Genomic DNA, 13973 nt, shown 5'->3' on the forward strand with positions numbered 1-13973 from the left:
TGATGTTTTTAATGACGAAAGTTGTATTGAAGGTGAAGAAATTATCCTTGGTTATATTCCAACATGGTATGGATTATTAAGTTTGGCTGTGGGAATTTACGGTTATTTTAATGCATTTAAATTAAGTAACTTAACCATTGCAATAACTTTAATTTTCCAAATTTTATTTGTCATTCCAGATAAATTCAATAGAATATTATCATTTGAAGTTAGAAGAAAGAAAGGATGCTTACTCCTTTTGATTTCATTAAGCATATTATTTTTCTTAATATCTATGATATTCAGTCCTCATATAGCCAATTTTAATAATATTGATTTAACTTTTGAATCTATTATGATGAAAGTTATTACATGGAGTATTGCTATTATTTTAGCAATACTTTTTGCAAGGAAAATTAAAGATATGAATCAAAAATAAAATGTTTCCCATCCCGTTCATTTAAGAAAATCTTTCAAATTTAATTCATGCGTTTTTTCATAAAGTCGCACTTCAAAAATATTTATTATTAATGAAATCGATATTAAATATTATAATTAGTAAAATGAGGAGGGTTTCTTTTGACTGAAGGAAATGAATTAGATTCAACATGTGGAATTTCTGATGAAGAACTTACTGAAAGATTTAAAGCATCCATTAAAATAGATCAGGACATATGTAAAATCAAAGGACTTCCTATTGCTGGTTATGATGATGAACTCGATAAGCCCTACATTGAGTATCCTGATGGAAGGAGAGTTTATCCAAATGAAAAATACATAAACAAGCAATAATTTAAGCAAAATCAAACTAAAATTAACTAAGTATATTAAAAAAAATATAATGAAGTGAGATTTCAAGTGTAAAATTCCTCATAAAATCCCACTAATCCTATACTCAGATTAAACTCTTTTTTTACGAAAATTCAATCAAAAAATTGAATTATTGGACGGACTCTAATTTAAATACAGGAAAGGTTAATTATTTGAATATATTATCCAAAAACCTGTTTGATGATTGAATTGAACTGATGAATATGGTATTATACTAAAAAAATAGAAAAAATAAGTAGATTGGTAAATCTACTTAACTGTAATTTTTCCTTTTTTGGTTGCTTTTTTGTAGTATGCATTGCCCTTGTAGGTTATTGTGTATTTTACCTTTGTTTTCTTGGTAAGTTTTTTGCCAAGCTTGAAGGTGACCACACCTTTCTTGTTGGTTTTGGCAGTGATTTTCTTTTTGCCTTTGATTTTCTTACCAGATAATTTAAGGGTCACTTTAACCTTTTTCATGGCTTTGTTTTTGCTGTTTTTCAAAGTAACCTTAATGTTTTTGGACTTTTTGGACTTTTTGAACTTGTAGGTCTTTTTGGCCTTGAGGATTTTAACAGCTTCTTTATTAACAGTTATTTTAGCGGTTGCAGTTGATCCAACATAATTGTTGTCGCCTGCAAATTTAACTGTAACTGTTTTAACGCCTGCAGATTTGAGCATTGATTTAGTTAGGCTGAATGTTGCAACACCCTTAGCATCGCTTGTTGCCTTATACTCCTTACCATTGATTGTTAATGTAACGGTTTTGCCTGCAAGGACTGTACCGTTTTCATCCTTAATGGTAACGGAATATTTTCCTCCATAATTGATGACATAGGTCTTGGCAGCAGCAGTTACTGTTGTGTTCATCTTTAAAACATGCAAATTAACAGTATCAAAGCTGTTTGTGTATTTGCCGTTTCCGTTAAATGTTACTTTGACACCCTCATAATCCCCCGCATCCAAGTTAGGGATTTTGATTGCTGCAAATCCATTAACTACATCAGCACTGTATGTTTTATTATTGATTACAACAGATATGGATCCTTCGGTTAAATTCACACCGTCTTTTGTTACAGTAGCTCTTATTTCAGCATCATTTCCGTATTTGCCAATCATAGCCCATGCGATAACGTCAACATGAGGTAATACTGTTAAGTTTTCAGGTGAGACATTTTCAAGAGTTACATTGGCACCATCAAATGTAGCAATGTTGTCACTGCCGTCTTTAGCAACATTGTTTTCGAATTTGGAATTGCTGATTTTTGCATCTCCTCCAACCGCCAGTGCTCCACCGCTTTCAGCAGTGTTTTTGGCAAATGTTGATCCATTAACGGACAATGTTGATTTTTCGTGTTCAACATTGTATTTTATTGCTCCACCATCATCTTCTGCAGCATTTCCTTCAAATATACAGTTGTTGACTGTAACATTATCGACAGCATATGCAGCTCCACCTTCATCGGCGTTGTTTGCTGTGAAGTTGGAATTTGATATGGTCATATTTGCGGCAGCTATTGCTCCCCCTCTTTCAGCAGCGTTGCCTGCAAATGAGGAATTGCTTATATTTAAATTGTCAAGCACTAAAACTGCACCTGCAACGCTTCCGGCAGTGTTGTTTTCAAAGTTACACTCATCGATTTCAACAGCATGATTAGCAAATATTGCTCCAGCGCCATACTCAGCACCATTTTGTGTAAAGTTTGAGTTTATGACAGTGAGGTTTTCATTGATGAAGATTGCACCACCTACTTCACCAGCATGATTGCTGTTGAACTGACAACCGATGACAGTCATATTTCCTTTTGAATAGGCTGCTGCACCGGATTCCTCCGCATTGTTTGCTGTGAAATTGGAATTGGAAATCACAGCATCACCTTCATAACCATAGATTGCACTACCATTAACTGCGGAATTGTTTGCAAAATCACAATTTGATATATTGCCATTTTCTCCCCACCAGTAAACGGCTCCACCATAAGTTGCACGGTTATCTTCAAAGTTACAGTTGGAGACTTCACCATTATCTCCCCACCACTCAATGGCACCGCCATCCACATTAGCGGAGTTGTTTGTGAAATTACAGTAGGAAACTACAGCATAATCACAATCAGTAAAGTCTATAGCTCCGGAACTTTTACCTGCGGAGTTAGTGATAAAACTACAATCTGAAATATCGACTCCCTCACAATACTCGCACAAAACAGCTCCTCCGTAATAATCTGCAGAGTTATTTATGAACTTGGATCCTGAAACATGAAGATAATCAGCAGCATCATCACAAATGGCACCAGCATTACGGGCATGATTATTTATGAATAAACAATCTAAAACCTCACAATTCTCAGCACCATCAAATTCAATGGCACCACCAAGCTGACTAGCAGAGTTGTTCAGGAAAATACAGTTGGAAACAGTACCGTTATCACCTTCCCATTCAACAGCACCTCCCCAATCAGCAGTATTGTTTATGAATGTACAGTCAGCAAGCAGACCGCAATTTCCCCTCCAAGAGATAGCGCCTCCGGAATATGAATCTCCATTGATGAATGTAAGATTTTTAATTGTCACATTGTCTGAATAAACATAGAATATTTTATTTTGATTCTTAGCATCCAATGTGAAACCTGCACCATCTATTGTAATATTTTTATTGATTCCAACAGTAAGAACATACCTATCAGTGAGCGGGTTATAGGTGTAGTTCTTATCAAGTGTCAGTGTGCCGTTAGCATTGTCAATCAATTTCTGCAATGTTGAAAAGTCATCAGTGACATTCACAATATTGATTACAGCTGTTTCGATGGTTAAATTTGACAAGTAAGTATCTCCTATGGTCACAAGATATGATTCCAATTCATCTGAAGTGAAATTTCCTTCATAATCCTGATAAAAACTATCAGTATTAAGTATATAGTTGATTTTGGTATTGTTGACAAGCAAATCAAAGTCCTGAACCTGTATCATATTGTCATTGTCATCATAAAAACTTAAATAAATCTCTATAATGTCATTCGGATGATAGTAGCGAGTCCTGTTGTTTAAAATGGTAACTGTAACACTTGATGTGATATCTCCACCGTATGCTGAAAAGATTTGAGGCTTGAAATAGTTTACATCATTGTTTGACAGGTATAGCTTACTGCTTACACCATTATAAATGGCAATTCCATCATCTGAAACGCTGTTCTCGAATTTTGAGTTTAAAATCCTGGTGTTATAATGACTGAGGTGTACTCCACTGCAGTTATTGTCAATGAATTGACAGCTATCAACTATTAGTGTGTCATTCTTCTTGAAACTTTCATAGAATAATGCTCCGTTATCTTCTGCACGGTTTGATTTGAAAATTGTATTGTTGACTGTAGCATTTGAATGCAAAGCCAATGCCGCAATGGATCTGTTTGCATAATTGCTGTCGAATGTACAATTGTCAATTAAAACATCACCACTTGAAATTTCGATTGCTCCGCAGTCATATGCTCCGTTTTCAATGAATTCTGTGTTTCTGATTTCAGTGGTTGCAGAGTTAGCTGCAACTGCTCCGCAATCCGCTGCTTCATTTGAAATGAATTTTGAATCGGCAATTAATAAATCATCACCGTCAAAGTAAATGGCTCCTCCAACGGAATATTCGCCATTTGCAGTATTATTTGAGAAGTTACATGCACCAACAGTCAAATTGCTGTCATTACAGTAAATCGCTCCTCCGCGTGAGGCTTTGTTTGCTGTGAAGTTGGAATATTCTATATAACATTCAGCAGCACTAGCGATTGCTCCACCATATATTGCTTCATTGTCTTTGAATGTTGAATTATATACTTCAATATATGTAAAATCAACGGCCCCACCGGAAAATGCGGAGTTGTTGATGAAATTGGAGTCATAAACATAGCCTTCATGTCCATAAACTGCACCTCCACTTTGAGTGAAAGTTTTACCGTCCAAAGTGAAGTTACCGAATCCCACATGGTGGTTGGTGAAATTTGAATTAACTATGTCAACACACTCAGAATATACTGCTCCGGCAGAGTTTGCATAGTTGCTGTCAAATGTTGAGTTAACGATTTCAGAATAGTCTGTGGAAAATATTGCACCTCCGATTGTTGCATTATTTTCACTGAATCTGGAAGTTGCAAGATTTAATTCGGCATAAGCATAAATTGCACCACCCAAACCTGCATTATTACTTACAAAATTACAATTAGAAAGATTACCGTTTTTATTCAAGAATATGGCTCCACCATTATCCGCAATGTTATTTTCAAAACTGCAATCGAAAACATTACCGTTTACAGTGTTCCAATATAAAGCACCACCAGAACTTGCAGAATTATTTATGAAACTATTATTATAAACAGTAGTATTACTTGCATCTAACCAGGATATGGCACCACCATTATCAGCAAGATTGTCTGTGAAGTTACAATTATAAATTTTTTCATTTTTAGAGCCTGCTGAAAAAATAGCACCACCATTTCTGGCGGAATTGTTTATAAAACTACAATTATAAATCTCAGGATTGCTAACATAAACCAAATAAATTGCACCGCCCAAATCATGAGCATAATTATTCTCAAAAATACAATTGGAAATGACAGAATCACTACATCGATATAGGTGAATAGCTCCACCACCTCTTGTGCTTGCAGTGTTATTTCGGAAAATACAATCTGAAATTTGAGTATTATAACCTCCACTGCTGATAGCTGCACCAGAGAAATCAGCATCATTATTTATGAAAGTGGAACCTGAAACCTTAAAATAACTACCATAAGACTCCAAAACTAGATGATCCGGCTGTGTTATTTATGAAAGTACAATTAATAACCATACCTCTGTTACCATACCATACTGCAGCAGAACCTGATAAAGCCTGATTATTTGAAAAACTGCAAGCGATAATCTTACCATCGTTGCCATCCCAATATATGGCTCCACCATAACTTCTAAATTTAGCATTGACGAATGTGATATTTGTTAATGTTACCCCATCTGAATGAACATCAAATATTCTTGCTTGCCCGATACCATCAATTGTAAATCCAGCACCATCTATTGTAATATTATTATTAATCTTAATACCCTTCTCAAAGTCAGCATCAGTGAGAGGGTTGAAGGTGTAGTTTTTATCAAGTGTCAATGTGCCGTTGGCATTGTCTATTAATTTCTGCAATGTTGAAAAGTCATCAGCATTCACTACAACAATTTCCCCATTTTTGGAAGTTAAATTGGTTAAACTGGCACTTGTTATGTACACAGCGTATGATTCAAGTTTATCTGCTGTGAAATTAGCCTCGTACTGATTTTTCCTTTCATTAAAAATGTAATCAATTTTGGTGTTGTTTACAAACAAATCAAAGTCGTCAAACCTTATCAAATTGTCATTATCATCATAAAATTCGAAATAAATCACAATGCTTTCATTTAAATGCACGTAGTGAGTCTTATTGTCTAAGATTTCAGCACTTACCTGTGATGTGATTTTTCCACCATAACTGTAGATTTCATCGTAGTAACAGTAAATGTCATTATTATGCAGGTAAAGATTACCGTAATTGTTTGTAATTGTTCTGCCCTTAAAGCAATCCCCTTCAAATATTGAATTTAACAGTGTCAAATTTGCATTTATAGCATTGTGTACTATATTACCTGTATCGGCGAGGTTGTCAATGAAACGAGAATTATTTATAATCAAATCGCCTGATACATGTGCCACCATTGTATCTACTGCAGCATTGTTGATGAAATGGGAACCATTGATTAAAGCATTTTCGCAATTTAAATATGCCACACCAACTTCATCATCGGCACGATTGTTTTCAAATGTACAATTGTCGATTGAAACGTTACCGTCATAAATTCCCAAAGCACCGTAATTTTTTGCGACATTGTTATAGAAGTTTGTGTTGATGATCTTAACATCATTAGCTTCATCGACACCAACTGCACCTGCGAATTCTTCTGCATTGTTTGATTTGAATTCAGAATTGTTAACTAATAGAGAAGTTCCATTAAAATTGATTGCAGCGGAATTTAAATCGACAGTGTTGTTTTCAAATATGGAACTGTCAATGACAAGCACCTTGCCCATAAAGCTAATAGCTCCACCTTCATTATCCGCATGATTGCTGCTGAACTGACACTCATTGACAGTTAAATTTGAATCGGAAGCGATGGCACCACCATTATCTCCAGCATTGGATGTGAAATTGGAATTTGTTACAAAAACAATATTTCCTGCATATATTGCACCACCATCACTATCAGCAGTGTTATTGATAAAACTGGCATTTTCAATGGTGATTAACTTGCTCCATCGTGAAACATAAATGGCACCACCTTCATTTGCAGAATTATTTATAAAGTTACAGTTGGAAATATGAGCAGGATACTCCATCCAGAAACTGAGAGCACCGCCCCTTTGACCGATATTATTCATGAAAATACATTCTGAAATAATGCACTCTTCGGATGAAATGGCTCCTCCGTCACGGGCAGTATTATTTATGAAAATACAATTGGCAATTGTGTCATTTGTACAAAATGAATATACAACTGCACCTCCTTCACCATTATCCTTAGCGGCGTTATTTGTGAAATTACAATCTGAAATCTGAATTTCATTAGAGTTATACCAGTGAATCGCCCCACCGTTACCGGCGCGATTATTATTAAAAATACAATCTGAAATTTCGGAACCGTTGCATTTGTCTGCACAAATGGCAGCGCCTTTATAAGTGGCATAATTATCTATGAAAGTACTGTTTAAAACTTTAAAATCCTCAGTATTGAGAATATCAATTGCACCACCGGTAGATGTAAATGATTTTGCGGTGTTTCCTATAAATTTAGAATTGAGAATTCTACCTTTACCACCAATCCATTGAATTGCTCCGCCACTCTTAGCGGAATTTTTTGTGAAAGTGCAATCTGAAACTGTTGCATTAATTTCCCTAAAGAGGATAGCACCACCATAATATCTGGCGGAATTATTAGAAAAACTACATTTGTCAATTAAAACATCGCCACCTAAAACAGCCAATGCACCGTAATCCTCTGCACCGTTTTTGCTGAATTCGGTGTTTCTGACTTCTGCTGTCAGAGAATCAGCAAAAACTGCACCATACTCATATGCCTCATTTGACATGAATTTTGAATCGGCAATCAATAAATCATTACCTTCAAAGAAGATAGCTCCGCCCATGGAACTGGTTCCATTACCCACATTATTTGAGAAATTACATCCGATGATTGTCAAATTACCGTTTTCAAAGCATATTGCCCCACCGGAACTAGCATTACCATTAATGAAGTTAATGTTTTTCAGGGTAACTGTTGCATTGACAATATTGAATATTCTTGATTGACCGTTACCGTCAATGGTATATCCTTTTCCGTCGACAGTAATGTCCTTAGTTATGTTTATTCCATCCTTATAATCCAAATCCACATCCGGATTGTAAGTATAATTTTTAGTTAATTCCAAAGTTGTTGTTGCACTGGTGACGTTGTCATTCAATTCCTTGAAATCACCATCACCAACAGATTCATCAGTCAGTATGTCCTGTGTGACTGTGTCACTGTCTTCTGCCGCAAGGTCGTCAGTCTGATTGGTGTCAACTGCACTGACTGCAGTCAAGCTGACCAATACAAACATTATCAATGCGGTCAAAATTATTTTTCGCTTAATAATATTGTCTCCTATATATTTATACAATAGTGATTTTATTTTGACAGTTATATAAAAGTTGTTCAAAAAATAGGATTTCACAACATTTTACAAATTTTTACAAAATATATTTTAAGGAGTTATAAAGGGCACATGATATCTTAACCCCACACTCTATTCAAAATATGTCATATCATTTATACAAATTACTGAAAATATATCAGAATAAAAGATAAATATAGAGTCTGTCCAATAAATAATAAGTAACGAAGCGAAATTTCAAGTGTAAAATAACTCCTGAAATCCCACAAATCCAATAATTAAAGCACAATCCTTTAATTAAAATTCAATCAAAAAATTGAATTATTGGACGAACTCAATTAGAAAAAATTATTTATTGGACAGACTCAATTACCCCATTTAGAAAAGTACCATTCACCGTCAATCTTTTCAAAATCAACTGTAGTATCCAAGGTCCACTTGCCATTTATGCCATATACCTTAGCGGTTAAAGTTACATCAGCAATCAATGTCGGTCTTTCATCATCATCCCAAAGGATTGTTGGCTCAATAATTTCGGATTTATAATAATTCAGAGTGCCATCCATAATTTCGCCTATGAATTCCTGTTTAGTCTGTTTTTTGCCTGACATGTGTATAAGTTCATATTTTTCAGTTAAAATCTCGTTCAATCTAGCTTCATCCTTATCGATCAGCGCTTGCTGAAATTCCATGAACCTGTCAATAATCTCACTGTCAATATCTGAAAATGATTTTTTGGAAATGAGTTCTACATCTGACATGATATAATTTATTAATTAATACGTACATATTAATTTATGTATAAATGATTTAAGTTGGTGAAAACATTAGCATAATTCCAGATATAGACTTAGAAAAAACAAGAATTGACCTGGTTGGATTCATCAAATCCAAAGTCAGCGAGTCAAACACCAATGGAATTGTTGTTGGTTTAAGTGGGGGAATCGATTCCACACTTTCAGCATATCTGGCTTGCGAAGCTTTAGGAAAAGAGAATGTATTTGGACTTGTACTGCCATCCGCTACAACACCAGCTGAAGATACAGACCACGGCATTAAAATAGCACAAAATTTAGGAATTGAATACGAGGAAATAGCTATTGACGGCATTTTAAATGAGTTTTTATCAATGACTCGACTGGAGAAAAATGCATTAGCCATAGGTAACCTTAAGGCTAGAATCCGAATGTCAATCATTTATTATTTTGCAAATCAGAAAAATTACCTTGTCAGTGGAACAGGAAATAAAAGCGAAATTCTAATCGGTTATTTTACAAAACATGGAGATGGCGCATGTGATATGGAGCCGATTGGAGATTTGTACAAAATTGAAGTTTTCAAATTAAGTGAATATCTAGGCATTTCAGAAGCAATCCTTGAAAAGCCCCCTCGTGCAGGATTATGGAACGGTCAAACTGATGAGGATGAAATTGGAATGAGTTATGATTTACTTGATCAAATTCTTTATTTATATACGGAAAAAAATTTGAAAGATACTGAAATAGCTGAAAAACTTGATATTCCAGTAGATGATGTAGATATGATTATTACAAAAATTATTAGGAGCAAGCACAAGAGCAAAGTTCCTGAAAGCCCTAAAAAAACAATAATTTAATGGTGATTTAGTGAGCGAAAATATTGAAAAGAAATGGCAGAAAAAATGGGCTGATGCGAAACTATTCGAATCAAACCCTGATGAAAGAGAAAAACTATTCATAACAGTGGCTTTTCCATACCCGAGCGGTGCAATGCACATTGGACACGGACGAACATACACCGTGCCTGATGTCTATGCAAGGTTCAAAAGGATGGAAGGCTACAATGTACTTTTCCCAATGGCATGGCACGTGACCGGCGCACCGGTTATCGGTATTGCCGACAGGATCAAAAGGAAAGACCCATGGACACTTGACCTCTACGAAAGGGTTCACGGCGTTCCAAAGGAAACCCTACCACAATTGGAAGACCCTGAATTCATCGTGAAGTACTTCTCAACCGAGTACCATGAAGTGATGGAGGAAATGGGATATTCCATTGACTGGAGAAGGGAATTCCGTACAATCGACCCGACCTATAAGAAGTTCATAGAATGGCAGATAACCACATTATATGAGAAAGGATTGGTGCAGAAGGGAGAGCACCCGGTAAAGTACTGCCCTAACTGTGACAACCCGGTCGGAGACCATGACCTTCTTGAAGGAGAAGGCGTTGGAGTCAACGAACTCACCTTACTGAAATTCCCAATCGGCGACAAGATACTGGTTACCGCAACATTAAGGCCTGAAACAATCGTGGGTGCAACCAACATCTGGCTGAATCCTGATGTGGAATATGTCCTGGCGGATGCTGAAGGTGAAAAATGGGTCATTACAAAAGAAGCTCACTATAATTTGAAAAACCAAATCAAAAACCTGGACATCATCGAGGAAATCAATCCTAATGACTTGATCGGTAAGATGGCAACCAACCCATTCACAGGGGACGAATTGCCTATTTTCCCAGCAAGCTTCGTAAGCGCATCATACGGTAGTGGAGTTGTATTCTCCGAACCTGCGGATGCACCTGCAGACTACATTGCACTACAGGACCTGAAGAAAAACGATGAACTTATTTCAAAATACAATTTAAGCGGAATTGTTGAAAACGTCGAACCTATACCAGTCTGCACCCTCAAGGGCTATGGAGAAATCCCGGCAGCAGACATCATCGAAAGGCTTGGAATCACAGACCAGAACGATGAGAAACTCCATGAAGCGACAAATGAACTCTACAAGCAGCAGCACAGCAAAGGTAAAATCATCGACTCCATCCCAGGCTTCGGCGGAATGAAAGTCAGGTTTGCCCGTGAAGAACTCAAGGAAAAACTAATAAGCGAGAACATGGCTACAATCATGTACGATTTCGCTGAAAGGCCTGTCGTGTGCAGATGCGGAAACAACTGTGTCGTCAAGATCATGGACGACCAATGGTTCATGAAATACGGCAATGAGGAATGGACCGAGAAGACCCTGAAAGTTCTTGAAGGCGAAACAATCATTCCAAAAGAGCTCAAAAGCAATTTCGAATACTACATCAACTGGCTGGATGACTGGGCATGTTCCAGAAAAGTCGGGCTTGGAACCAGGATGCCATGGGATGACCAATGGCTTATCGAGCCATTGACCGACTCCACAATCTACATGTCCTACTATGCAATCGCCAAGTACCTTAGAGACATGAATCCAGATGACTTGAACCGTGCATTCTTCGACAAGGTATTGTTAAACAAGGATTCCGGTGAAATCACAGTGCCTGAAGAAAAGGTCAAGGAAATCCAGGATGAATTCAACTACTGGTACCCTCTCGACTGGAGACTGTCCGCAAAGGACCTTGTAGGTAACCACCTGAGCTTTCTGATGTTCGCCCACAGTGCAATCTATCCTGAAGCCAAATGGCCAAAAGGAACAGTGGTCTTCGGTATGGGACTTTTGGAAGGAAACAAGATGTCCTCATCCAAGGGAAACGTTATTCTTTTAAAAGATGCAATCAGGGACTACACTGCTGATGTCGTAAGGCTCTTCCTGATGGCTTCCGCTGAACCATGGCAGGATTTCGACTGGAGGGAAAAGGAGGTTCTCGGAACCAAGAGAAGACTTGAATGGTTCAGGGAATTTGCCGCCAAAGTGGAAGAGGTCAAAGGCTCAGCACTTGACTTGAGCAACATTGAAGAGGTTGAGCTTACAAGAACAATCGACCAATGGATGATCAGCCAGCTCAACGAGCACATCAAGAAATCAACTGAGGCACTGGAAGTCTTCCAGACAAGGCAAGCCCTTCAGGAATCATTATTCCTTCTTAAAAAGGATGTTGACCATTACTTATATCGTGTTAAACACTTGCTTGACTCACAGGACCCTGCAATCGTTTACGTATTGTCCACTGTCCTTGAGGCATGGATCAAGCTCCTTGCACCGTTCACCCCTCACACTTCAGAGGAATTATGGAGCGCATATGGCGGTGAAGGATACGTGAGCGAGGCTGCATGGCCTGAAGCTGATGAAAGCCTCATGAGCGCTGAGATCGACAAGGCTGAGGAATTGGTTGAAAACATCATCAAGGACATTGCCCACATCAAGCAGATGGTTAAGGATGAAATCGAAAAGGTTCACATTTACCTTGCCCCTGACTGGAAATGGGAATTGTATAAGATTGCCGATGAGGTTGGAAAACCAGATATCGGCCAGATTATGGGCAGGGCCATTGGCGCTAAAATCTATGATGACAAGAAGGAGATAGCGATGGTGGCCAAGAAAATCGGTAAGGAAATCACCAAGACCCGCTATATAGGCAAGATCAATGAGGAGGAAATTCTCACTGACGCTCTTGACTACATTAAAGAGGAGTGCGGAAATGAGGTAATCATCCATACCGATGATTCATATGACCCTCAAAACAAGGCCAGAAACGCCATGCCGTACAAGCCGGCAATATTCATGGAATAATTAATCTTATTCCATTAATCTTTTTTTTAAAAAATAGCTAGTATAGATCTTTGACATTGACTTCAACTATATTGTCCACTTTGTAATGTCCTGCAACGGCGAGCTTATAGTCATGCAGGTCAAATAAGCTGAATTTCAAATTGTTCTTATCATTTTTAAGTTTTATATCATCACTCATGATTATTTCGAAGCTGTCAAGATCGAGGTTGAATCCTAACCCAGTGTATTTCATGTAGCTTTCCTTTAAAACCCAGTACTTGAAGAATTCATCCGATGGGTTGGGGGATTTGATTATGCCGTCATACTCTGTGTTGAAGAAATAATTCCGGGCTATGTTTAAATCGATTCCAGCGTCAATATATTCAACATCCACTCCAACTTCCCTATCGGAAATTGCACATGCAACCAATTTATTCGAATGGCTTAGATTGAAATGAATGTTTTCATGGTTGGATATGCATGCCTTCCCATACTTTGCGAGTTTGAATGCAGGATCTGTGATGCCCTCCCCATCCAACAATTTTTTCAAAAGCAGGTAGGCTCCGCAGCTGAGCTTCCTGTCCTTATCGAACCTGAACCTGCTCGCCTTTTCCCTTCGATGCTGAGGCAACAGCTTATAGGATTCGGCCAAATCCAAATCCTCAACATTGCAATATGCTACCTTAATCATGACTGGTCAATAATTGGTTAACTGTCAGATTGATCATTCAATCTTCAATATCTTATCAAAGCCGGACATTGTGAATATCTCATTTACAACATCACTGACATTGACGATTCTCATTGAAGCATCCCCGTCCAGTTTCTTTTGAGCTGAAATCAGGACGCGCAAACCGGCACTTGAAATGTATTCAACATCACTGAAATCAATTGTCAATGAGGTGAACTTGCCCAATTCATCGTTGATTTGCTTATCGAGAATCTGAGAGGTGATTGTGTCAATGCGGCCTTCAACAGCCATTGTCAATTCATCGCCATTATATTTCTTA

9 protein-coding genes are annotated in these 13973 nt (G+C 37.4%); 4 read left to right on the forward strand and 5 right to left on the reverse strand.

Translation table 11 applies throughout. The annotated features are described in order from the left end of the window. Both QZU77_RS08480 and QZU77_RS08485 read left to right on the forward strand, forming a co-directional pair. Positions 1-418 (forward strand): hypothetical protein (locus tag QZU77_RS08480; RefSeq protein ID WP_394350526.1); only part of this gene is annotated, 418 nt, incomplete at its 5' end. Positions 419-558: 140 nt separating this feature from the next. Further along, positions 559-771, forward strand: coding sequence for a hypothetical protein (locus QZU77_RS08485; RefSeq protein ID WP_295603079.1), 213 nt, complete (start codon positions 559-561; stop codon positions 769-771). A 288-nt stretch (positions 772-1059) separates the two neighbouring features. Here the strand turns inward: QZU77_RS08485 and QZU77_RS08490 are convergent, their stop codons facing one another. The 3 genes from QZU77_RS08490 to QZU77_RS08500 all read right to left on the reverse strand — a co-directional run bounded on the left by QZU77_RS08490 (position 1060) and on the right by QZU77_RS08500 (position 9264). Further along, complete coding sequence (locus QZU77_RS08490; protein WP_295603080.1) at positions 1060-5574, reverse strand: right-handed parallel beta-helix repeat-containing protein; 4515 nt, start codon at positions 5572-5574, stop codon at positions 1060-1062. Continuing rightward, positions 5558-8509 (reverse strand): right-handed parallel beta-helix repeat-containing protein, encoded by a 2952-nt coding sequence (locus QZU77_RS08495; protein ID WP_295603081.1) that lies wholly within the window; start codon positions 8507-8509, stop codon positions 5558-5560. The genes QZU77_RS08490 and QZU77_RS08495 overlap by 17 nt, the downstream gene beginning before the upstream one ends. Before the next feature lie 359 nt (positions 8510-8868). Further along, complete coding sequence (locus QZU77_RS08500) at positions 8869-9264, reverse strand: nuclear transport factor 2 family protein (protein ID WP_295603082.1); 396 nt, start codon at positions 9262-9264, stop codon at positions 8869-8871. Between the two features lie 65 nt (positions 9265-9329). Between QZU77_RS08500 and QZU77_RS08505 the strand changes: the two genes are divergently transcribed. Both QZU77_RS08505 and leuS read left to right on the forward strand, forming a co-directional pair. Continuing rightward, positions 9330-10118 (forward strand): NAD+ synthase, encoded by a 789-nt coding sequence (locus QZU77_RS08505; protein WP_394350527.1) that lies wholly within the window; start codon positions 9330-9332, stop codon positions 10116-10118. Positions 10119-10128: 10 nt separating this feature from the next. Beyond that, on the forward strand, positions 10129-12984 hold the full coding sequence (gene leuS, locus QZU77_RS08510) for a leucine--tRNA ligase (protein WP_295603083.1): 2856 nt from the start codon (positions 10129-10131) through the stop codon (positions 12982-12984). 37 nt (positions 12985-13021) lie between these two features. Here the strand turns inward: leuS and QZU77_RS08515 are convergent, their stop codons facing one another. Both QZU77_RS08515 and QZU77_RS08520 read right to left on the reverse strand, forming a co-directional pair. Further along, positions 13022-13654, reverse strand: coding sequence for a 4'-phosphopantetheinyl transferase superfamily protein (locus QZU77_RS08515; protein WP_295603084.1), 633 nt, complete (start codon positions 13652-13654; stop codon positions 13022-13024). Between the two features lie 33 nt (positions 13655-13687). Then, positions 13688-13973: STAS domain-containing protein (locus tag QZU77_RS08520; protein WP_295603086.1), on the reverse strand; the 286-nt coding region annotated here is incomplete at its 5' end.

This window comes from uncultured Methanobrevibacter sp. (assembly GCF_902774605.1).
Taxonomy (GTDB): Archaea; Methanobacteriota; Methanobacteria; order Methanobacteriales; family Methanobacteriaceae; genus Methanocatella.

Coding starts and splice junctions, on each gene's coding strand:
- QZU77_RS08500 (WP_295603082.1), bottom strand. CDS start 9,264: ATGTCAGATGTAGAACTCATTTCCAAAAAATCATTTTCAGATATTGAC.
- QZU77_RS08515 (WP_295603084.1), bottom strand. CDS start 13,654: ATGATTAAGGTAGCATATTGCAATGTTGAGGATTTGGATTTGGCCGAA.